The 21,444-nt window shown below is 63.4% G+C and carries 18 protein-coding genes; 4 read left to right on the top strand and 14 right to left on the bottom strand.

Annotation, left to right across the window (positions count from 1 at the left end; genetic code table 11):
* Positions 1-331 (bottom strand): 7-cyano-7-deazaguanine synthase (locus tag Q0S16_RS13440; RefSeq protein ID WP_295849016.1); only part of this gene is annotated, 331 nt, incomplete at its 3' end.
* 100 nt (positions 332-431) lie between these two features.
* On the opposite strand from Q0S16_RS13440, the gene mazG reads away from it, so the two are divergent.
* Entirely contained in the window at positions 432-1,247 is an 816-nt protein-coding gene (gene mazG / locus Q0S16_RS13435) for a nucleoside triphosphate pyrophosphohydrolase (RefSeq protein ID WP_295849015.1), read from the top strand.
* Here the strand turns inward: mazG and hflX are convergent, their stop codons facing one another.
* From hflX to dusB, 8 genes are all read right to left on the bottom strand, one after another.
* On the bottom strand, positions 1,248-2,639 hold the full coding sequence (gene hflX, locus Q0S16_RS13430; protein ID WP_295849013.1) for a GTPase HflX: 1,392 nt from the start codon (positions 2,637-2,639) through the stop codon (positions 1,248-1,250).
* A 23-nt stretch (positions 2,640-2,662) separates the two neighbouring features.
* Positions 2,663-2,911 carry an RNA chaperone Hfq gene (gene hfq, locus Q0S16_RS13425; RefSeq protein ID WP_006020546.1) on the bottom strand — a complete coding sequence of 83 codons (249 nt, stop codon included), beginning with the start codon at positions 2,909-2,911 and terminating at the stop codon, positions 2,663-2,665.
* Between the two features lie 191 nt (positions 2,912-3,102).
* A complete protein-coding gene (locus tag Q0S16_RS13420) occupies positions 3,103-3,960 on the bottom strand; it encodes a D-amino-acid transaminase (protein ID WP_295848988.1) in 858 nt (285 codons plus the stop codon).
* A gap of 188 nt (positions 3,961-4,148) precedes the next feature.
* On the bottom strand, positions 4,149-5,519 hold the full coding sequence (locus Q0S16_RS13415) for a sigma-54 dependent transcriptional regulator (protein ID WP_295848986.1): 1,371 nt from the start codon (positions 5,517-5,519) through the stop codon (positions 4,149-4,151).
* A gap of 18 nt (positions 5,520-5,537) precedes the next feature.
* On the bottom strand, positions 5,538-7,838 hold the full coding sequence (locus Q0S16_RS13410) for a PAS domain-containing sensor histidine kinase (RefSeq protein WP_295848984.1): 2,301 nt from the start codon (positions 7,836-7,838) through the stop codon (positions 5,538-5,540).
* Positions 7,839-8,139: 301 nt separating this feature from the next.
* Positions 8,140-9,582 (bottom strand): nitrogen regulation protein NR(I), encoded by a 1,443-nt coding sequence (gene ntrC, locus Q0S16_RS13405; RefSeq protein WP_295848982.1) that lies wholly within the window; start codon positions 9,580-9,582, stop codon positions 8,140-8,142.
* A gap of 21 nt (positions 9,583-9,603) precedes the next feature.
* Positions 9,604-10,761: a nitrogen regulation protein NR(II) gene (locus Q0S16_RS13400; RefSeq protein ID WP_295848980.1), complete on the bottom strand. Its 1,158-nt coding sequence runs from the start codon at positions 10,759-10,761 to the stop codon at positions 9,604-9,606.
* Positions 10,758-11,798, bottom strand: a complete 1,041-nt coding sequence (gene dusB / locus Q0S16_RS13395; protein ID WP_295848978.1) for a tRNA dihydrouridine synthase DusB — start codon at positions 11,796-11,798, stop codon at positions 10,758-10,760. The genes Q0S16_RS13400 and dusB overlap by 4 nt, the downstream gene beginning before the upstream one ends.
* Positions 11,799-12,029: 231 nt before the next feature.
* On the opposite strand from dusB, the gene Q0S16_RS13390 reads away from it, so the two are divergent.
* Positions 12,030-13,211, top strand: a complete 1,182-nt coding sequence (locus Q0S16_RS13390) for a bifunctional 2-C-methyl-D-erythritol 4-phosphate cytidylyltransferase/2-C-methyl-D-erythritol 2,4-cyclodiphosphate synthase (RefSeq protein ID WP_295848976.1) — start codon at positions 12,030-12,032, stop codon at positions 13,209-13,211.
* A 1-nt stretch (position 13,212) separates the two neighbouring features.
* Positions 13,213-13,833, top strand: coding sequence for a CinA family protein (locus Q0S16_RS13385; protein WP_295848974.1), 621 nt, complete (start codon positions 13,213-13,215; stop codon positions 13,831-13,833).
* Here the strand turns inward: Q0S16_RS13385 and Q0S16_RS13380 are convergent.
* Together Q0S16_RS13380 and lipA are read right to left on the bottom strand one after the other, a co-directional pair.
* Positions 13,830-14,291, bottom strand: a complete 462-nt coding sequence (locus tag Q0S16_RS13380) for an SRPBCC family protein (RefSeq protein WP_295848973.1) — start codon at positions 14,289-14,291, stop codon at positions 13,830-13,832. The two genes, Q0S16_RS13385 and Q0S16_RS13380, sit on opposite strands and share 4 nt — an antisense overlap.
* A 9-nt stretch (positions 14,292-14,300) precedes the next feature.
* Entirely contained in the window at positions 14,301-15,260 is a 960-nt protein-coding gene (lipA, locus tag Q0S16_RS13375) for a lipoyl synthase (RefSeq protein WP_295848971.1), read from the bottom strand.
* A 100-nt stretch (positions 15,261-15,360) separates the two neighbouring features.
* On the opposite strand from lipA, the gene Q0S16_RS13370 reads away from it, so the two are divergent.
* The gene (locus Q0S16_RS13370) at positions 15,361-15,963 is read left to right on the top strand and encodes a DNA-3-methyladenine glycosylase (protein ID WP_295848969.1); all 603 of its coding nucleotides are present in this window, start codon (positions 15,361-15,363) and stop codon (positions 15,961-15,963) included.
* Between the two features lie 145 nt (positions 15,964-16,108).
* Here Q0S16_RS13370 and Q0S16_RS13365 read toward each other — a convergent pair whose 3' ends face one another.
* The 3 genes from Q0S16_RS13365 to Q0S16_RS13355 all read right to left on the bottom strand — a co-directional run.
* Entirely contained in the window at positions 16,109-18,982 is a 2,874-nt protein-coding gene (locus Q0S16_RS13365; RefSeq protein WP_295848967.1) for a valine--tRNA ligase, read from the bottom strand.
* A 148-nt stretch (positions 18,983-19,130) separates the two neighbouring features.
* A complete protein-coding gene (locus Q0S16_RS13360; protein ID WP_295848966.1) occupies positions 19,131-19,868 on the bottom strand; it encodes a DUF2497 domain-containing protein in 738 nt (245 codons plus the stop codon).
* A 271-nt stretch (positions 19,869-20,139) separates the two neighbouring features.
* A partial coding sequence (locus tag Q0S16_RS13355) for a TolC family outer membrane protein (RefSeq protein WP_295848964.1) occupies positions 20,140-21,444 on the bottom strand: 1,305 nt, incomplete at its 5' end.

Genomic DNA, 21,444 nt, shown 5'->3' with positions numbered 1-21,444 from the left:
TGCGCCCGGGCACAAAGGTGTTGGGCAATCCATCGGCGCCCATCTCGATGGCGACATCGCGGGTCAGCGCGGTGTCGGAGATCACGCTCAGCGTCGGGATGTCGAGCGTATGGCTGTCGCCGAGTTTGGCGGCCCAGCCGGGATTCAGCGACGCGAGGCCGTCCCGCAATTTCGTACGACTGTCGAGCTCGATCAGATGGCGCTGGCCATAGCTGAAGCCGAGCATCTCGACCCGGGCAAAGCGTTGCAACGCCCAGGCCAGGCAGGTCGCGGAATCCTGGCCGCCGGAGAACAGAACGAGCGCGGTCTGATTCAATAATGTTTCGGTCATGCCGGGGGAATAGCATCGTGCGCCACGGCGGGGAAGTTGCGTCATGTCGTTGGGCGGATTACGCCTGCGAATGATCCCGCCCACCGATCCGGAGCCTTGCATGACCCCTTCCCGCGATATTGCCGGCCTGATTGCCATCATGGCGCAGTTGCGCACGCCGGTGACCGGATGCCCGTGGGACGTCGAGCAGACCTTTGCCAGCATCGCGCCTTATACGATCGAGGAGGCCTATGAGGTTGCCGACGCCATTGCGCGGCATGATCTCGGCGATCTCTGCGAGGAGCTTGGCGATCTCCTTCTGCAGGTCGTGTTCCATGCCCGGATCGCCGAGGAGCAGGACGCGTTTTCGTTCGGTGACGTCGTCGAGGCGATCACGCGAAAGATGATCCGGCGACACCCGCATGTGTTCGCGGACCAGAATGGCCAATTGACGTCGTCCGACGTCAAGGGCGTCTGGGAGCGGATCAAGACGGAGGAGAAGGCGGAGCGCGCCGCGCGGCAGCCTTCGGGCAGCGCGGCGACCTCCTCGCTGCTGGCCAGCGTCAAGGCCGGGCAGCCATCGCTCTCCCATGCGATGGCGCTGCAGCGCAAGGCTTCCAGCGTCGGCTTTGACTGGAACGACCCGCGCGCAGTGCTGGCCAAAATCCGCGAGGAGGCCGACGAGATCGAGGCTGCGCTGGATCGCGGTGACAGCCACGAAGTCGCCGCCGAAACCGGCGACCTGATGTTCGCGCTGGTCAATCTGGCGCGCCATGTCGGCGCCGATCCGGATCTCGCGCTGCGCGGCACCAACGCCAAATTCGAGCGGCGTTTCGGCTATATCGAGCAGGCCCTGGCGGCGACCGGCCGCACGCTGCAGGAAGCGTCATTGCAGGAGATGGACGCGCTGTGGGACGAGGCCAAGGGCAAGGAGTAACTACTCCGTCGGCTCATCCACCGGGTGCAATATCGCGCCGAATTTCGCCATCACCACGTCGCGCTTGGTCTCGTCGACGCGCACGATCATGTCGAAATGGCCGTCACGCAGCTCCTTGACCAGCACTTCGGCGTTGCGATGCAGCCAGCTCACGCCGGCGCCGTCGCCGGCGTCGACCGACAGGTCGAGCGTGATGCGGCTTGCGGCAAGCCGGGTCTCGATCGCGGCGAGCAAATCGTCGATGCCCTCGCCGCTTTCCGCGGAAACCAGGAAGCACGGCTTGTCCGGCGGACGCCGCGCGGCAATGTTGGCGAGGTTTTCGCGCTGATCCGGCGAGACGCGGTCGATCTTGTTCCAGATTTCGAGAATGCGGGCGCTGGCATCGGTATCGATGCCGAGCTGGCGCAGCACCTTGTCGACGTCGCTCTGCTGGGCGTCGGCGTCTTCATGCGAGATGTCGCGGACATGCAGGATGATGTCGGCTTCCAGAACCTCTTCCAGCGTGGCGCGAAACGCCGCGACCAGCTGCGTCGGCAGGTTGGAGATGAAGCCGACCGTGTCGGACAGCATCGCCTTGCCGCCATGCGGCAGCGTCAGCGCGCGCAGCGTCGGATCGAGCGTCGCGAACAGCATGTCGGCGGCCGTGACTTCGGCCTTGGTCAGCCGGTTGAACAGCGTCGACTTGCCAGCGTTGGTGTAGCCGACTAGCGCCACGACGCGGTACGGCACGCGCTGCCGACCAGCGCGGTGCAGCCGTCGCGTCGCCTGTACTTTCTTGATTTCGTTTTCGATCCGCGTGATGCGGTCGCCGATCAGGCGGCGATCCGCCTCGATCTGGGTTTCGCCGGGCCCGCCCATGAAGCCGAAGCCGCCGCGCTGCCGCTCCAGATGGGTCCATGACCGCACCAGCCGGCTGCGCTGATAGTTGAGATGCGCCAGTTCGACCTGCAGCGCGCCTTCCTTGGTCTTGGCGCGGCGGCCGAAGATTTCCAGAATGAGACCGGTGCGGTCGAGCACCTTGGTGTTCCATTCCTTCTCCAGATTGCGCTGCTGGATCGGCGACAGCGCGCAATCCATCACCACCAGTTCGATGTCATGTCCGGTGATCAGACCGACGATTTCCTCGACCTTGCCCTTGCCGAGATAGGTGGCCGGACGGATCTGGCCGAGCGGTGCGATCACGGCCTCGGCAATGGTCAGGCCGATCGCGCGCGCCAGGCCGGTGGCTTCCTCCAGCCGCGCTTCGGAATCGCGGGTTTGATGGTCCGCCTGCGCATCGGCGTCACCGCGCCGTACACGCAGATACGGGCCGATGACGACAACACGTCCGGTCGACTCGCCTGGCGCTGGCTTCGGACGGTCAGCGCTCCCTTCGAAGCTACGGGGTTCCAATCAGGCGTCTTTCAAAAGTTTGTTCAAGCTGGAGCGTCCTCGCCGCCTTCGAACAGCTGGATCGGCGCCCCCGGCATGATGGTCGAGATGGCATGCTTATAGACAAGCTGCGAATGACCGTCACGGCGGAGCAAGAGGCAGAAATTGTCAAACCATGTGACAATGCCCTGCAACTTCACGCCATTCACCAGAAAGATCGTCAGTGGCGTCTTGGTCTTGCGGACGTGGTTGAGGAAGGTGTCCTGTAGATTTTGTGCGCGGTCTGCCGCCATTTTTTTAATCCCGCAGTCTGATTGCATCTTTTTGTTTTTGAACCGGGCGCAGCCCTCTCCGGGGCGTCGCCTTGGCTGTCGCGCTGTTCCCTGAGATCCCCCTCCGGGTACACGACCGAATGATTAGAAAGCAGGCGCGCTTTTTAGGCAAGCCGGTTCCCGGACAGATGGCCTAAAAGGCCCGCGGATTCTCAGGAAATCGCCGAAAACCGATGGAACTCAGCACGCAACCGCTTCGCGATACCGCCGGGCTTGCCATCACCGATCGGCTTGCCGTCGATACTCACCACGGGCATCACGATCTGGCTAGCCGATGACACGAACGCCTCGGCGGCGTGATAGGCCTCATCGGGGGTAAAGCTGCGTTCCTCGAGCTTCATCTGCATCGAGGCCAGCACATCGATCAGCACCGCACGGGTGATGCCGGCAAGAATGCCCGAAGTGGCCGTGCGGGTGACCACCTTGCCATCCTTGGTGACGATCCAGGCGTTGCAGGACGCGCCTTCGGTCACAAAACCATCGGCGTCGACATACCAGGCTTCGTAGGCGCCCTTGTCACGGGCCTCCTGTCTCGCCAGCACGTTGGGCAGCAGACCGACGGTTTTGATATCGACGCGCGGCCAGCGGTTTTCAGCGGTCGTTATCACCTTGACGCCACGCTCCGCCTGCGCCTGGTTCTTGGCGAAATTCAGCGATTTCGCGGTAACGACCAGGCTGGGCTGTACATCGGCCGATGGGAAACCATGGTCGCGATGGGCCACGCCGCGGCTGATCTGCAGATAGACGATGCCATAGCTGATGCGGTTGCGGCGGATCACCTCCTGCATCACGACCTTCAGTGACGCCAAGGGCATCGCCTCACGGATCCGCAATTCGCGCAGCGAGCGTTGCATGCGCGCCATGTGACGCGGAAAATCCACCATCTTGCTGCCGATGATCTCGCATACTTCGTAGATCCCGTCGGCAAATTGATAGCCACGGTCCTCGACGTTCACGGCGGCGTCGCGCAGGTTTTGATAATGACCGTTTACATAGGCGATGCGCGACATGGTACTTCCCGTTGATTGCTTGTCAGCTTGATTGACGACTTTGGCGAATTGCCCCGCCCCATCCCCGTCATTGCGAGGAGCCAAGCGACGAAGCAATCCAGACCGCGTGTGTTGCTCTCTGGATTGCCGCGTCGCTTGGCTCCTCGCAATGACGGTTGTGGGGTCCGGCGATCAATTTATAACACAATCTACCCGACGCCGAGCGCCTTGAGCTTGCGATGTAGCGCGGACCGCTCCATGCCGACGAATTCGGCGGTGCGCGAGATGTTGCCGGAAAAGCGGCTGATCTGGGCGATCAGATAATCGCGTTCGAACACTTCACGCGCCTCGCGCAGCGGCAGCCCCATGATGTGCTCGCCATTATTGCTGGTCGGCATCGACGGCACCATCGAACCGACATCCTGCGGAAGCATGTCGGCCGAGATGATCACCTCCGGCCCGCCGCCGGCGAGAATCATGACGCGCTCCACGTTGTTGCGGAGCTGGCGGATATTGCCGGGCCAGACATGGGACTGCAGCACCGCCATGGCGTCCTGGCCGATCTGCCGCTTCGGTAGGCCGGTGGCAACCGAGATTTGCTCCATGAAATACTCGATCAGCTCCGGGATGTCTTCGCGGTGCTCCGACAGTGGCGGCACCCGAATCGGAACAACCGAGAGCCGATGATAGAGATCTTCCCGGAAACGGCCTTCGGCGATCTCTTCCTCAAGGTTTCGCGCGGTCGAGGAAATGATGCGGACATCGACGTGAACCTTGGTGGTGCCCCCTGCCCGCATGAAAGTCTGGTCGACCAGCACGCGCAGGATCTTGTTCTGGGTATCGCGCGGCAGATCGCCGATCTCGTCGATGAACAAGGTGCCGCCATGGGCTTCCTCCAGCGCACCAGCCTTGCGGGCCTGCTCGCCATTCGATGTCTCGATGCCGAACAATTCGACTTCCATCCGTTCCGGCGTAATCGCCGCGGCGTTGATGACAACGAACGGGCCTTGCGACCGCTGTGAAGCATTATGCAAGGTACGCGCGGCCAGCTCCTTGCCAGCCCCGGACGGTCCAACGATCAGGATGCGGCTGTTGGCCTTCGCGGCGCGGTCGATGGTCTGGCGCAGCTGGTTCATCGCCGCGGACCGGCCGGTCAGCGAACTGGCGACCGGCGCCATCTGCTTCAGTTCCTTGACCTCGCGCTTCAGCCGCCAGGTTTCAAGCGCACGTGTCGCCACCAGGATCAGTCGGTCAGCCTTGAACGGCTTCTCGATGAAGTCGTAGGCGCCGCGCTTGATGGCGGCGACCGCGGTTTCGATATTGCCGTGCCCGGAGATCATCACCACCGGGAGGTAGGCATGGTCGCGCTTTATTTGTTCCAGCAACTGCAGCCCGTCGAGCTTGCTGCCCTGCAGCCAGATGTCCAGGAACACCATGTTGGGACGACGGTTCGATATCTCCTGCAAGGCGGAGTCGCTGTCCCGCGCGGTGCGGGTCGTAAAACCTTCGTCATCCAGAATACCTGCAACCAGGTCCCGGATATCGGCTTCGTCGTCAACGATCAAAATATCATTAGCCATAAATCGTGCTCTGTCTTTTCAGCTGCCGTTAACGGCGACGGCGTCGGGTATTGGTAGTATCTTCTTATCGTTGTTCTTGGCCGTTTTAGGTTCAACGTTTTCAGCGTCCGGCTTTTGTCCGGAAATCGCAAACCTCAGCCGCATCCAGGCGCCGCGGGCGCCGGGCCGGATATTTGAAGCGTCGTTGAGTTCGATGCGACCGCCGTGATCTTCCAGAACGCGGCCGACAATCGCCAAGCCTAGCCCGGTGCCCTTCTCGCGCGTCGTGACATAGGGTTCCAGCAACCGCGAGCGGCTCACCGCCGGCAGACCGATGCCGTTATCGATTACGTCGATCACGATGTCCTCGTTTTCACGGAACGCGACCACCTCGATGTGGCCCTTGCCAAGGGTTTCGGCCGGCACCGCCTCGATGGCCTCGGTAGCGTTCTTGATAATGTTGGTGAGCGCCTGCGAGATCAGGCGGCGATCGAACCGCGCCCGCATCGGTTCATCCTTGATCGTCGCCTCGATATCGACGTCGGGATGACCCACGCGCATCAGAAACACGACCTGACGCACGGTATCGGCGACATCCTCACCCTCGATCACCGGCTTCGGCATCCGCGCAAATCGCGAAAACTCATCGACCATGCGACGGATATCATCAACCTGCCGCACGATGGTATCGGTGCATTGTTCGAAGATCGCCTTGTCCTCGATGATCACCTTGCCGAATTTGCGCTTGATTCGTTCGGCCGATAGCTGGATCGGGGTCAGAGGATTCTTGATCTCGTGAGCGATCCGGCGGGCCACGTCGGCCCAGGCCGAGGTGCGCTGCGCCGATACCAGCTCGGTGATGTCATCGAGCGTGATGATGTAGCTGTCGCGGGACTGGCTGGTCTGCTCGGCACTGACGCGGACCGATAATACGCGATCCTGGCCATCGCGGGTGATGGTGATCTGGCCCTGCACCAGCCGCTGTTTGCCGTCGCGGGCGTTCTGCATCATCTCGTCGAGTTCAGGGACAATTTCGGACAGTGAATGGCCGAGCGTCTCCGATTCGGAATGCCCGATCAGCTTTTCGGCCGAGCGGTTGAGGATGCCCACGCAGCCCGCGCCATCGACGCCGATGATGCCCGCGCTCGCTGACGACAGCACCGCCTCGATGAAGCGGCGGCGGCTGTCGATGACCTCGCTGGCGCTGACCAGCTCGTCGCGCTGGGTCCGCAATTCCTGCGTCATCTTGTTGAATGTTTCGCCGAGATGGGCGAGATCGCCCTCCGACTGGATCACCGGCACCTGAACCTGCAGATCGCCGGTGGAGACGGCATTGGCAGCGCCCATCAGGCGACGGATCGGCGTTACCAGCCAGTTGGCGAAGTTCAGTCCGATCAGCACCGAGGACATCAGGACGGTGAGCGCGATCACGGTGAACATCAGCGCGAAGGCGACCTGGATGCCCAGCCGCCGCGATTCCAGCTCGGCATATTCGGCGACGCTGGCCTGGGTCTGCCGCAATTGCGCGACGACGCGCGGATCGAGCAGACGAGCCACATAGAGGAAGGTGTCGTCGAACGCGCGCAGCCGGATCACGGCGGCCACGTAATTGGCTTCGATGAAGACCGCGATCTGCGGCTCGCTGTCGTTGACGTTCTTCAGGAAGTCCGGAGCGGGCGTGGTGAAGTCCTGACGGATGCCAGTCGCCGATTCCAGCGTCTTGCTGTCCTTGTCGATGATCATCGCGCCCGGCAGGTTGCGCGAGGCGGCACTGGCCGTCAGCAGGCTGAGAAATGTGCCGCGGTCCTGGTCGAATAACGGCCGCGCATGGGAGATGTCATTGGCCATCCCCAGGATGTCGCCGCGAATCAGCTGGGCATGTTCGTGCAGATAGGCGTTGGCGACGATCAGCGAATTCTGGATCACTTCGCGGGTCGGGCCGGAAAACAACCGGTCGAGGCCGCGATCGAGCGTCACATTGGCCACGATCGATACCAGCACCGCCGGCAGCACCGCGATCACCGAGAACAGGCTGACGATCTGGACGTGTAGCCGGGCCGCGGCGCGGCCGCGGCGGCGTGCCTGAACGACTTTCCAGACTTCCCGGGAGATAATCAGGACCAGCAGGAATACGGTCGCCGTGTTGATCAGCAGGAATGTCACGACCACATTATGGGTCGGCGAGATCGGCGTCAGCCCGGTCAACACGACGAAAGTCAGAAAGGCCGAGATCAGCGCCAGGCCGACGGCCAGCGGCGCAAACAGCCTGCGCAGCCGCGACTTCCGCGGTTCAGCCGACAACGGTTCGAAGGTTTGGGCCGTCATGTCTGCGCTGGTCATTCCGGAAATTTGGTAAGCGTGGACGCTCCGCCGCTGTCAGACCGATCCAACAACGTACTGATGCAATCATACAACAATGTTGCTCAATTACGACAATTCCACGGCGTGCGAAAGCCGCGGAAAATGACCCGGAAGCGTTTCATCGTGGCTTGAGGCTGGAATTAATCGATTTGATGCGATCCGCAGATCTGTAGCCCGGATAAGTTGTCCCCGCTGGCGGCGGGACGACTTATCCGGGACAACATTTATCGCGGTTGGGTCGGCCCGGATGTCGCAAGAGCTCACCCGGGCTACGAGGCGCCTAGCCGCCGGATCGATAGACCTGGATGTCGAGATCGCGAATCTTCTTCCGCAGCGTATTGCGGTTGAGGCCGAGCAGATCGGCGGCACGAATCTGGTTGCCGCGGGTCGCCGCCAGAGCCGCGGTCAGCAAGGGCACCTCGATCTCGCGAAGGATGCGGTGATACAGGCCGGGCGGCGGCACGCCGTTCGGAAAGCTGGAGAAGTGGGACGCCAGATAGACCTCGACGGCACCGCCAAGATTATCAACGCCGTTCTGCGTGCTGCCACCCGAGACCACCGCGGGTGGCGCCAGTTCGCCATCGATCACCGAGCCGGTGATGACGTCCTGCGGATACAGCGCCGCAAGCCGGCGGGCGAGATTCTCCAGCTCGCGGACGTTGCCGGGCCAGCGGTGCTGTTTCATCCGCTCCAGCGCCAGCGCGTCGAGCTTCTTCGGCGGCAGGCCATCCTTCTCGGCCAGCGCGAAAAAGTGCCGGATCAGGTCGGGCAGATCCTCGATACGCTCGCGCAACGGAGGAAGACGCAGCGGTACGACGTTGAGGCGGAAGAACAAATCCTCGCGGAACAGACCCTGCTGGATCAGGATCCGGAGATCCTTGTTGGAGGCGGCGACGATTCGGACGTCGGTCTTGATCGGGGTGCGGCCGCCGACCGTGGTGTACTCGCCCTGCTGCAGCACGCGGAGCAACCGGGTCTGAGCTTCCATCGGCATGTCGCCGATTTCGTCGAGGAACAACGTGCCGCCCTCGGCTTGCTCGAAGCGCCCGGACGCGCGGCTGTTGGCGCCGGTAAAGGCACCGCGCTCATGGCCGAACAATTCGGATTCGATCAGGTCGCGCGGGATGGCCGCCATGTTGACCGCGACGAACGGGCCGTTGCGGCGCTTGCCATAGTCGTGCAGCGCGCGTGCGACCAGTTCCTTGCCGGTGCCGGACTCGCCGGAAATCATCACCGTCAGGTCGGTTTGCATCAGGCGCGCCAGCACCCGGTAGATTTCCTGCATCGCCGGCGAACGGCCAACCAGCGGAATCGAATCGAACTCGCCGTCATCGACGCTGCTGGCAACACGTTCCTTTGGCTCCGCCAGCGCACGACCGACGATGGCGATCAGTTCCTTGAGGTCGAACGGTTTTGGAAGGTACTCGTATGCCCCTCGTTCGGACGCGCGGATCGCCGTCATGAACGTGTTCTGCGCGCTCATCACGATGACCGGCAGGTTGGGCCGCATCTTCTTGATCCGCGGCAGCAGGTCGAACGCGTTCTCATCCGGCATCACCACGTCGGTGATGACCAGGTCGCCCTCGCCCTGGCTGACCCAGCGCCACAAGGTCGCTGCGTTGCCGGTGAGGCGAACCTCATAACCGGCCCTCGACAGCGCCTGATTCAGGACGGTGCGGATGGCCGTGTCATCGTCCGCGACCAGAATGCTACCTGCAGCCATTGTTAGTCCTCATCTTCAGTCTTACGAGGTGCGCGTCGATGTCGGGACATCGCCGCTACCCGAATCAAAGTTCTTGGCGGGGTTGAACATCGGCAGCAGCACGCGAAACGTGGTCTTGCGCGGTTGAGACTCGCATTCGATAATTCCGCCGTGATCGCCGACGATCTTTGCAACCAATGCAAGTCCCAGGCCGCTTCCTGTTGGTTTCGTCGTCACAAATGGATCGAACAGATTCGGCAACAGATCCTCGGGCACGCCGGGGCCGTTGTCCTTGACGCAGAATTCCAGCGGCAGCGACACCCGCGATTTCTTGCCGGGCACCGACAGCCTTACGCCGGGCCGAAAGGCGGTGGTGAGCTGGATTTCGCCGTCGCTGCCCAGATCGGCGATCGCCTCGGCGGCGTTCTTGACCAGATTCAGGAACACCTGGATCAGCTGGTCCTGATTGGCCAGCACCGGCGGCAATGACGGGTCGTAATCCACGATGAAGCGGATGTTGCGGGCAAAGCCGGACTGCGCGAGGCGCTTCACATGGTCGAGCACCGAATGAATATTGACGGGGCCGCGCGCCACCGGCCGATCGTCGCCAAAAACCTCCATGCGGTCGACCAGCGTGACGATGCGATCGGCCTCGTCACAGATCAGCCGGGTCAGCATGCGGTCTTCCGAGGAAGCCGCCTGCTCCAGCAGCTGCGCCGCGCCGCGGATGCCGGACAGCGGGTTCTTGATCTCATGCGCCAGCATCGCCGCCAGCGCGATCACCGAGCGCGCGGCGCTGCGGTGCGTCAACTGCCGGTCCATCTTGTCGGCGATGGTGCGTTCCTGCAGCATCACAACGATATGGCCAGGTCGCTCGGTCAGCGGCGCGACATGCAGATCAACCTGGCGGTCACCGCCGATCCGCGGCGTACCGAGGTCGACCTTGTATTCATTGACCGGTGAGTTCTGGGAACGGACCTGATCGATCAGCGCCAGCAGCGGGCTGCCGAACGGCACCAGCTCCTTAAGCGACTGCCGGCGTAAAAATTGCGCGGAAATCTCGAAGAAGGATTCGGCGGCCATGTTGGCATCGACGATCTTGCCGTCCGGGGCAATCAACAGCACCGGATTGGGCAAGGCATTGAGGATCGCCTCGCTGTCGGTGGGAACAGGACGGCGGTGTTCTGCATACGCGTTCATGCGGCAGCACTCCATGCGAAGTTGTCGAACGCGTCGTCGAGAGAACGATGCACGGCGGCGGGATCTTCGGCGGTCAGGATTTTCTGCTTCCAGCCCCGCAGGCTGTCAGCCGGCGCGCAACTGGCGGCCGCCGCGGCATCGAGCGCCCAGCCGAGATGCTTGCGGGCATGGCGCAGGCCGATGTGCTGACCGTAATGGCCAAGGATATCTTCATACAGCGTGCGCAAATGGCTGCGCTGCGCCGCCAGCGTCGGCACCGGCTCGGCGATGCCGGTCTCGAAGCGGCGGGCGATCTGGCCCGGGACCCACGGGCGGCCATAGGCGCCCCGTCCGACCATTACCGCGTCGGCGCCGGACATTTCCAGCGCCGTCACCGCAGTCTCAAAAGAAGTTATATCGCCATTGACGATCAGTGGGATGTGGATGGCATCGCGCACCGCGCGGATCGCGCCCCAGTCCGCCTCGCCCTTGTAGAACTGACAGCGGGTGCGGCCGTGCACGGTGATCAACTGTATCCCGGCAGCCTCGGCGCGGCGCGCCAGTTCCGGCGCATTGATGGTGCGGTCGTCCCACCCGAGCCGCATCTTCAGCGTCACCGGCACCTTCACGGCGACAATGGTGGCTTCGATCAGCCGCAGCGCATGATCGAGATCGCGCATCAGCGCCGATCCGGACTGGCCGGCGCCGCCGGTTACCTTGCGCGCCGGGCAGCCCATGTTGATATCGATGATATCGGCGCCGGACGCCTCGGCAATGCGCGCGCCCTCCGCCATCCAGCGCGTCTCGCATCCCGCCAGTTGAACCACGTGAGGACCGAGTCCGGTCGCCTCGCAGCGCAACACCGACATCGGCCGGCCATTGACGAGGTCGGCGCTTGCCGTCATTTCTGATACCACGAGGCCGGCGCCCAGTCCGGCGACCTGACGACGAAACGGTACATCGGTAATGCCCGTCATCGGCGCCAGAACCACCCTGTTGGCGATCTCGAGATCGCCAATCCTCAGCGTTTTGGGGTGTGTGGCTATCGGGGGCGTCACAAAGCTGCTCGTCGTTCGGGTGTCCGCGGCACTGCAGACATGGGCGCATAATGCGCACATTTGTTGTGCAGTCAACCGCCTTGCCTACACATTAGACATGTCTGGTTGTATTGCAAGTGCAGCGCAGCAATGCGCGCTTATTGGCCTGTTGGAATGTAATCATACTGTTTTCAGGCGTCAGCATGCTAAGGGCTGTGCGCCGAACGCTTACCTCTTAATCAGCTGAACATGATGACTGAATCACCAAAAACTGCCGCCATTATCGTTGCCGCCGGCCGCGGGCTCCGTGCCGGGTCTGGCGGACCCAAGCAATACCGCACGCTTGCCGGCCGCACCGTAATCTCGCGGGCGATGCAGCCGTTCTGCGAAAACAATGAGGTTTTTGCGGTGCAACCAGTACTCAATCCCGATGACATCGCAATGTTCAACGATGCCATGCGCGGCATGCAGTATCAGAGCCCGGTGGACGGCGGCGCGACCCGGCAGGCGTCGGTTCATGCCGGCCTTGAAGCTCTTGCCGACCATGCGCCTGACATCGTGCTGATTCATGACGCTGCCCGCCCCTTCGTGACTCCGGCCCTGATCGCGCGCGCCATCAAGGCCGCCGGCCATACCGGCGCCGCGGTACCCGCCGTGCCGGTCACCGACACCATCAAGCAGGTCAGCGACGCCGGCCATGTCGAGGCCACGCCGGATCGCGCGCGGCTGCGCATCGCGCAGACGCCACAGGCGTTTCGTTTCGACGTGATCCTCGAGGCCCATCGTCGCGCCGCGCGCGAAGGACGCGGCGATTTCACCGATGACGCCGCGCTCGCCGAATGGGCGGGATTGACGGTGGCGACTTTTGAAGGCGATGTTATCAACATGAAGCTGACCACCCCCGAAGATTTTGTTCGCGAGGAAGCCCGCCTCGCCGCCGCGCTCGGCGACATTCGCATGGGCACCGGCTATGACGTGCATGCCTTTGGCGACGGCGATCATCTGATGATCTGCGGAGTCCGCGTTCCGCACAGCCGCGGCTTTCTCGCCCATTCCGACGGCGACGTCGGCCTGCATGCGCTGGTCGATGCGATACTTGGGGCGCTGGCCGATGGCGACATCGGTTCGCACTTTCCGCCCAGCGACGACAAGTGGAAGGGCGCCGCCTCCGACAAGTTCCTGAAATACGCCATCGACCGCGTTACCGCGCGCGGCGGCCGAATCGCCAATCTCGAAGTGACGCTGATCTGCGAGCGGCCCAAGATAGGCCCGCTGCGCGACGCCATGCGCGAACGCATCGCCGAGATCACTGGCGTGGCGCTGTCGCGCATCGCCGTGAAAGCCACCACCAGCGAACGGCTCGGCTTCACCGGCCGCGAAGAAGGCATCGCAGCGACGGCGGCCGCCACCATCCGCCTGCCCTGGACGGATTGAGATGGCCGGCAGCGATCCCCGTGCCCTGTCCCGCGCGCTGCTGGATCTGTGCCGCGGTCGCAAACTGACCATCGCCACCGCTGAATCCTGTACCGGCGGCCTGGTCGCCGCCGCGCTGACCGATATTCCCGGCTCATCGGACGTGATCGACCGCGGCTTTGTCACCTATTCCAACGACGCCAAGCACGCGATGCTCGGCGTCAAGGCGACCACGCTGGAGAGCTTTGGCGCCGTCAGCAAGGAAACCGCCACGCAGATGGCCGTCGGCGCGCTGGAAAAGGCCGGCGTCGACCTCGCGGTGTCGATCACCGGCATCGCCGGGCCCGGCGGCGCCACGCCTGGCAAGCCTGTCGGGCTGGTGCATCTGGCGGTCGCCTCGCGTGACGGCCGCATCCTCAACAAGGAGTGCCGGTTCGGCGCCATCGGCCGCAGCCAGGTGCGGCAGCGTTCAGTGCTGGAAGCGCTGCGCATGCTGATGGAACTGGCGCGCGGTCCGCAGCCGCCGGCCAAGCGCGCCGTCGCCAGCCTTGTTCGCCCGCGCGTGGCGCGTACGCCGCGCCGCGCCGCGGTGGAGCGAAGGCGTCCCGCCGCGCCGCGCAAACCGAAGCCGGCAAAGACCTAACCCCCCGCCGTGCCGTACACGTGGTCGGCGCGCTTCTCGAACGCCGCGGCAAAGCGCTGAAAGGCGGCGTCGAACATGGTGCCCATCAAAATGCCGAGCATCCGGCTCTTGAACTCGTAGGCGATGAAGAACCCGATCTCGCAGCCATTGTCGGGTCTGGGCTCGAAGGTCCAGCGGTTCTGCAGTTCGCTGAACGGGCCTTGCAAATACTCGACCATGATCTTGCTGTCCGCGCGGTCCAGCGTGACGCGACTGGTGAAGGCCTCACGCACCAGCTTGAACGAGACCGTCATGTCGGCGACGATCACCTCGGTGCCATCTGGCCGGGTGGTGCGCTGGCGGATCTTCAATGCCTTGCACAGCGGCACGAATTCCGGATAGCGCTCGACATCGGCGACGAGGTCAAACATCTGGACCGCGCTGTGGCGGACGCGGCGCTTGTTGGAAAACTGCGGCATCGATTGGACTCAGTGCCGCAGCGCAGCGCGGGCCGCCTGCAGTTTCGCGAAATCCTCGCCGGCGTGATGCGACGAGCGCGTCAACGGACTCGCCGAGACCATCAGGAACCCCTTGGTGTAGGCGACCTTCTCATAGCCGGCGAATTCGTCAGGGGTGACATAGCGCGACACCACGTGATGTTTCCGGGTCGGCTGCAGATACTGGCCGATGGTCAGGAAGTCGATATCGGCCGAGCGCATGTCGTCCATCACCTGCAGCACTTCGTGGCGCTCTTCACCCAGCCCGACCATGATGCCGGACTTGGTAAAGATGCTGGGATCGATCTCCTTGACCTTCTGCAGCAGGCGGATCGAATGGAAATAGCGCGCGCCGGGCCGCACCGTCAGATAGCCCGACGGCACGGTTTCCAGATTGTGGTTGAACACGTCCGGCTTTGCCGCGACGACCACTTCGAGCGCGCCCGGCTTGCGCAAGAAATCCGGCGTCAGGATCTCGATGGTGGTGGTCGGACACGCGGCGCGAATCGCGCGAATGGTTTGGGCAAAATGCTCGGCGCCGCCATCCGCAAGATCATCGCGGTCGACCGACGTGATGACGACGTGGTGCAGGCCGAGCTTCGACACGGCCAGACCGACGTGCTCCGGCTCCGCCATGTCGAGCGCGCCCGGCATCCCGGTCTTGACGTTGCAGAACGCGCAGGCCCGGGTGCAGGTGTCGCCCATGATCATGAAGGTGGCGTGCTTCTTGTCCCAGCACTCGCCGATATTCGGGCAGCCGGCCTCCTCGCACACCGTGACGAGGCCGTTTTCCTTGACGATCTTGCGGGTCTCGCCATAGCCGCGGCTGGTCGGCGCGCGGACCCGGATCCAGTCCGGCTTCGGCGGCGAGACGGAATCCGGCCGGTTCACCTTTTCGGGGTGGCGCGGGCGCAATTGGGTGGCTGAAACGGTATCGAGGACGACGACCATGAACTGTCCGTTCTGAGGGACCCTCTAGGTAATCCGCCCGGGGATGTCCCGCAACCCGCCCTCGCCATCGGCGCTGTGCCATCTTAGCATATCAGCCAGAATGCCTCAAAACCGCACATCGAACGGGCCCGGGCCCGGCAAGCCGCTCAAGCGCGATTTTTTCGACCGCAGCGTGCATGAGGTCGCGCCCGAATTGATCGGCGCCACGCTGCTGTTCGACGGGGTTGGCGGCACCATCGTCGAGGTCGAGGCCTATCATCACACCGATCCCGCGTCGCACTCCTATGTGCGCCAGACGCCACGTAACGGCGTGATGTTTGGACCCGCCGGCCATGCCTATGTCTACCGCTCATATGGCATCCATTGGTGCGTCAATTTCGTCTGCGAGGCGCCAGGTTCAGCCAGCGCGGTGCTGGTGCGCGCGATCGAGCCACAGCACGGCGTGGTGGCGATGCAGCTCCGCCGCGGGCTGCGGGACGTGCGCGCGCTGTGCTCGGGCCCCGGCAAATTGTGCGCGGCGCTCGGCATCACCGGCGCGCATGACGGAGCGGCGCTTGACCAGAAGCCGTTCGCACTCCATGCCCGCCAGACCACGCCCGACATCGTTGTGGGCGTCCGCATCGGGATCACCAAGGGCGTGGAATTGCCGTGGCGCTACGGGCTGAAAGGCTCGAGGTTTTTCAGCAAGCCATTTGCGAAATAGCTTTCAATTCCTCATAGCCAGCAGCCCTTGCGACGAAGCAGTCCAGTTCTTGCGTGTGGCCTCTGGATTCCGCGTCATTTCGCTCCTCGCAATCACGGGGAGTGGCCGGAGCTTGCAACGCCGCGATTGCCAACCGCGTGGGAGCTTACACCGCGCCCTTCAGCCGCTCCATCGCTTCCAGCACCTTCTCTTTTCGTGCCACGGCCTCGGCGCGCTTTTCCTTTTCTTCCTCGACGATCTCTTCCGGCGCGTTGGCGACGAATTTCTCGTTCGAGAGCTTGGCGTCGACGCGCTTGATGTCAGCTTCGGCCTTGGCGAGTTCCTTCTGCAGGCGCGCCTGCTCGGCGCCGAGATCGATCACGCCCTTGAGCGGCAGCGCCACCACTTCGCCGCGGATCAGCAGTTGCACAGCCCCGTCCGGGGCACGATCGGCGAAGGAGATGTCGCCGAGGCGGGCCAGGCGTTTAACGACATCGCTCCAGCGCAGCGCGCGCGCCTGCGTTTCGGCGGAGGCGCCGGCCAGCACCAGCGGAGTCAGCGTCGCCGGGGTAATGTTCATCTCCGAGCGAACCGATCGCACGGCGGTGACAAGATCGACCACCCAGCCGATCTCCGCCTCGGCCGCATCATCGCGGAAGTCCGCGACGGGCTCGAAGTCGCCGAACATGATCGGCGCTGCCAGCGGATCGCCGGAAGCGGTGGCGATCATCATGGCTTCCTGTTCGCGGCTCAGGCCTCGGGCCTTCGGCGGCCACGGCGTCAACGCCAGCAATTGCGTGCGCGGCGCCGTCACCGCCCACAATTCCTCGGTGATGAACGGCATGAACGGGTGCAGCAGCTTCAAAATCTCGTCGCGCGCCCAGGCGACCATCGCGCGGGTCTCAGCCCGGGCGGGCGAATCCTCGCCCATCATCACCGGCTTGGCAAGTTCGATGTACCAGTCGCAATACACGTTCCAGACGAAGCGGTAGGCCGCGCCCGCGGCGTCGTTGAAGCGATAGGCCTCGATCGCTTCGGTAACCTCGCGCGTGGCGTGCGCCGTCTCGTGGGCGATCCAGCGATTGACGACTTCCGTCGCTGTGGTCGGGTCGAATCCCGCCGGCAGCGCGCACTCGTTCATCTCGGCAAAGCGGCTCGCGTTCCACAGCTTGGTCGCGAAATTGCGATAGCCCTCGACCCGCTGCGGCGCCAGCTTGATGTCGCGCCCCTGCGCCGCCATCGCCGCCAGCGTGAAGCGCAGCGCGTCGGCACCGTAATCGTCGATCAGGTGCAAGGGATCGATGACATTGCCCTTCGACTTCGACATCTTGGCGCCCTTCTCGTCGCGGACGAGGGCGTGAATGTAGATCGTCGGGAACGGCGCATCCTTCATGAAGTGCATGCCCATCATCATCATCCGGGCTACCCAGAAGAAGATGATGTCGAAACCGGTGACCAGCACGTTAGTCGGATAGTAGCGCTCGACATCGGTCGATTCGTCGGGCCAGCCCAGCGTCGAGAACGGCCACAGCGCGGAGGAGAACCAGGTGTCGAGCACGTCCTCGTCGCGGGTGATGAAGCCCTCGCGCTTGGCCGGATCGAGCGCCAACTCATGGCCCTGCTCGATGGAGATGACTTCCTGCTCGACGTAATAGCCGAGCGCATTGCCGACGGCTTCTTCCTCGGTCTCGGCGACGAACACACGGCCGTCGGGGCCGTACCAGGCCGGAATCTGATGGCCCCACCACAGCTGGCGCGAGATGCACCATGGCTGGATGTTATCCATCCATTCAAAATAGGTCTTTTCCCAGTTCTTCGGCACGAAGGCGGTGGCGCCGGAGCGCACGGCGGCGATCGCCGGCTGTGCCATGGTCTTGGCATCGACGTACCACTGGTCTGTCAGATAGGGCTCGATCACCACGCCGGAGCGATCGCCATGTGGCACCGCGTGGGTGTTGGGCTCGATCTTCTCGAGGAAACCGAAATCCTCCAGCCGCGCCACAATGCTTTTTCGCGCGGCGAAGCGTTCCAGGCCGTGCAACTCTTCGACAAGCTGGTCCGAGCCTTCCGGCAGGCCGCGCAGATAATCCTCATTGCCCTCCAGCGCCAGATTGCCCTCGATGTCGAGGATGCTGATCTGCGCCAGGTTGTGGCGACGGCCGACTTCGAAGTCATTGAAATCATGCGCCGGCGTGATCTTCACCGCGCCGGAACCCTTTTCCGGGTCGGAATAATCATCAGCGACGATCGGAATCCGGCGACCGACCAGCGGCAGGATGACGTGCTTGCCGATCAACGCCATATAGCGCTCGTCGTCCGGATTCACCGCGACGGCGGAGTCACCGAGCATGGTCTCGGGGCGCGTAGTGCCAACGACGATGAAGGTAGTGGGATCTTCCGGATTGAAGACCTTGCCCTCCAGCGGATAGCGCAGATACCACAGGCTGCCCTTGACCTCGATCTGCTGCACTTCGAGATCGGAGATCGCGGTGAGCAATTTGGGGTCCCAGTTCACAAGGCGTTTGTCCTTGTAGATCAGGCCTTCGCGATGCAATTGCACAAACACCTTGACGACGGCGCGCGACAGCCCCTCGTCCATCGTGAAGCGTTCGCGCGACCAGTCGCAGGACGCGCCGAGACGCTTCAATTGATTGACGATAACGCCGCCGCTTTCCGCCTTCCACTGCCACACGCGCTCGAGAAATTTCTCGCGGCCCATCTCGCGGCGGCCCGGCTCCTTGCGCTCCATCAGCTGGCGCTCGACCACCATCTGAGTGGCAATGCCGGCATGGTCGGTACCGGGTTGCCACAGCACGTCGCGGCCGCGCATGCGCTCGAAGCGGCACAGCACGTCCTGCAGGGTATTGTTGAGCGCATGGCCCATGTGTAGCGAACCGGTGACGTTCGGCGGCGGGATCACGATCGTATAGGGCTCGGCGTCGATACGGTCGGCGCGGCCGGCCTTGAACGCGCCGGCCTGTTCCCAGGCGCTGGAGATGCGGACTTCGATATCGGCGGGCTGGTAGTTCTTCTCGATCATGACCATCAATCGTTTTGGCTGGGTTGGCGGGCGCGACGACACGCATGCCGAACGGGCTAGAAACCCGCCAGCGCCCCTCAAGTCAACATATCGGACGATCTAAATGGCCGCAGCGGTCAATCGAGGCCCATGACGACCTCGCGGCAGCCTAGCGGCCGCCGCGGGAAACCCGCTCGATCTCGGCTTTGACGATGCGTTCCACCAGACCGGGAAGGTTATCGTCGAGCCAGGATTTCAGCATTGGCCGGAGCATCTCCTTGACGAGATCCTCGAGCGTCCGGGCGTTGTTGCTGAGCACGGTATTCGCAAGCGTATGGAACGCGGACTCCACCGCCGAGACGGTGGAGTGCGACAGGATCTGCTGCTGCGGCGGCGCCGGCGGCGCGTCATAGGATGGCGGGTCGAACATCGCCGTGCGCGGCCGTTCATGGCTGGCCGCGATGGCTTCGGCGAATTCGAGGTCATCTTCCGGATCGACGTGCTGGAACGCAGACGCGGGCTCCGGATCAGGCAGCGCCATGTCGTCGGTCAGTTCGAATACGTCACCATCCGGCAGCGGCGGGCGAATTTCCTCCGCGGTGGTGGCGGCGTCGAGGCCGGCCAGCATCGCGTCGATGTCGTCCTGACTGTTGCTAACCGCCTCCGGTGGCGGCGGCGGCGCTTTGGCGGCGGCGGCCTGCGCGGCCGGAATCGCTGAAGGCGGAATGTTGGTCATCGCGGCGGGCTTGGGCGCTGGTGCCACGGCCTTCGGCGGTTCCGCGCGCAGCGGCGGCGCGGGAGCCGGCTCGACGGCAACCGGTTTCGCTTCGTCATCGGCGATGATGCGCCGGATCGACGCCAGAATCTCCTCCATGGAGGGCTCCTGGACCTTTGCAGGCTGCGTCATGTCCGACTCCGCATCATCAACGCTTTCATCAATATTTACACCAGATGAGACTGGATTGGCCGGCTATCGATGTGGCGATCGGAAGTTTCGTCGCGCAACACTGACTTGTCCCCAGATCAAGCACGGCTTGATCGGTAAATCGACGCGAACGTAACGCCGGGACGTTACGAATCGCGTTTTTACCTACGGAGAAGCTACGTCATTGAAACGATTGATTGCAAGCAAAGGGCCGCGATTGCGGCCCTTGCAAAGCAATTACATGACGCCCGGTTCAACGACCGTCGGGCGTCCGAACCCCGACCCAGCTGTCACGCACCTGATGGTAGTGCACGCTGGGATCATAGACGGTTGTGCCGAGCTTCAGCACGGTCGGTGACAGACGACCCACTGCGTTGAGCACCGCGTAGGATGCGACGACACGATCATGTTGCGCAGTAACCAGCGCAACGCGCGCATTGACCAGCGCCTGCTGCGCGTTCAGCACGTCGAGCGTCGTTCGCTGTCCGGCCTTGGCCTCTTCACGCACACCGTTCAGCGCGATTTCGGAAGCCTGCACCTGCGCCTGCGCCGATGACACCTGCGCCCTGCCCGCCAACAACTGTCCCCATGCCTGCACGACGCTGGCGCGGGTCTGGTCGCGAACCTGCTCAAGCGCGAGTCGCTGCTGCGCCAGCGTTTCCTTCGACTGCCGGATCAGTGCGTATTCGCCGCCGCCCTGATAGATCGGAACCGAAACCTGCGCCACGGCGGCGGCGCCGAACTGGCGCGGAATCGAGATCGTCTGCTCGTAGGACTGCTGCACGCTGGCCTGCAAAGTTACCGTCGGGAATAGCGCGCCTTCATTGACCTTGACGTTGAGGTAGCTGACATCGATGCCGAACATCGAAGCCGTGACGTTGGGATTTTCGGTAAGGCCAAGATCGATCGCGCCGGGCAGCGTGCCAGGCAGGAAACGGTCGACCGGCGAACCAGCGGCCAGCGCGTTCGGCTCATTGCCGATGATGCGACGGAAATTCGATCGCGTGGTGGTGAGATTGGATTCGGCTGTCAGCTGCTGGGTACGGCCGGCGGCGAGCTGCGCTTCGGACTGCGCCACGTCGGTGCGGGTGACTTCGCCGACATTGAAGCGGTCGCGGGTCTGTTTAAGCGTCTGCTCGAGCACGCGCACGTTGCTCTTCTGGACTTCGACGATGGCGGAGTCGCGCAGATAATCCATGTAGATCGTGGCGCCGGCGAGCAATACGCTCTGCTCGAGGACGCGCAGGCCCTCGCGCGCGGCGGAGACCTGGCCTTCGGCGGCGCGGGTGCGATTCGCGGTCTGCTGGCCGTTGAACAGGGTCTGGGTGACGGTGGCGCCGACACTCCGCGGGACTTGCGTTCCATGCAAAGGGTTAGTGGGACCGCCGCTGCCGACCACGCCACTCACGACATCACTGTACTGGTATCCGCCGCTCGCCGTCACGGCGACGCGCGGGCGATAACCCGACAGAGCCTGCGGGACATTTTCGTCGGTGACGCGTACCGAAGCACGCTGGGCGTTGAGCTGGGGATTATTCTGATAAGCGCGGACCAGCGC

It is taken from the genome of Tardiphaga sp. (genome assembly GCF_025356345.1).
In the GTDB taxonomy this organism is placed as follows: domain Bacteria; phylum Pseudomonadota; class Alphaproteobacteria; order Rhizobiales; family Xanthobacteraceae; genus Tardiphaga.
The sequence above is the reverse complement of the archived record's forward strand: the minus strand, read 5'-3'. Positions and strand labels throughout refer to the sequence as shown.

Excerpts from the sequence above, each read along its gene's own strand:
- mazG (WP_295849015.1), top strand. The coding sequence starts at position 432 with ATGACCCCTTCCCGCGATATTGCCGGCCTGATTGCCATCATGGCGCAG.
- hfq (WP_006020546.1), bottom strand. The coding sequence starts at position 2,911 with ATGGCGGCAGACCGCGCACAAAATCTACAGGACACCTTCCTCAACCAC.
- Q0S16_RS13420 (WP_295848988.1), bottom strand. The coding sequence starts at position 3,960 with ATGTCGCGCATCGCCTATGTAAACGGTCATTATCAAAACCTGCGCGAC.
- Q0S16_RS13415 (WP_295848986.1), bottom strand. The coding sequence starts at position 5,519 with ATGGCTAATGATATTTTGATCGTTGACGACGAAGCCGATATCCGGGAC.
- Q0S16_RS13410 (WP_295848984.1), bottom strand. The coding sequence starts at position 7,838 with ATGACCAGCGCAGACATGACGGCCCAAACCTTCGAACCGTTGTCGGCT.
- ntrC (WP_295848982.1), bottom strand. The coding sequence starts at position 9,582 with ATGGCTGCAGGTAGCATTCTGGTCGCGGACGATGACACGGCCATCCGC.
- Q0S16_RS13400 (WP_295848980.1), bottom strand. The coding sequence starts at position 10,761 with ATGAACGCGTATGCAGAACACCGCCGTCCTGTTCCCACCGACAGCGAG.
- Q0S16_RS13390 (WP_295848976.1), top strand. The coding sequence starts at position 12,030 with ATGACTGAATCACCAAAAACTGCCGCCATTATCGTTGCCGCCGGCCGC.
- Q0S16_RS13385 (WP_295848974.1), top strand. The coding sequence starts at position 13,213 with ATGGCCGGCAGCGATCCCCGTGCCCTGTCCCGCGCGCTGCTGGATCTG.
- Q0S16_RS13380 (WP_295848973.1), bottom strand. The coding sequence starts at position 14,291 with ATGCCGCAGTTTTCCAACAAGCGCCGCGTCCGCCACAGCGCGGTCCAG.
- lipA (WP_295848971.1), bottom strand. The coding sequence starts at position 15,260 with ATGGTCGTCGTCCTCGATACCGTTTCAGCCACCCAATTGCGCCCGCGC.
- Q0S16_RS13370 (WP_295848969.1), top strand. The coding sequence starts at position 15,361 with ATGCCTCAAAACCGCACATCGAACGGGCCCGGGCCCGGCAAGCCGCTC.
- Q0S16_RS13365 (WP_295848967.1), bottom strand. The coding sequence starts at position 18,982 with ATGATCGAGAAGAACTACCAGCCCGCCGATATCGAAGTCCGCATCTCC.
- Q0S16_RS13360 (WP_295848966.1), bottom strand. The coding sequence starts at position 19,868 with ATGACGCAGCCTGCAAAGGTCCAGGAGCCCTCCATGGAGGAGATTCTG.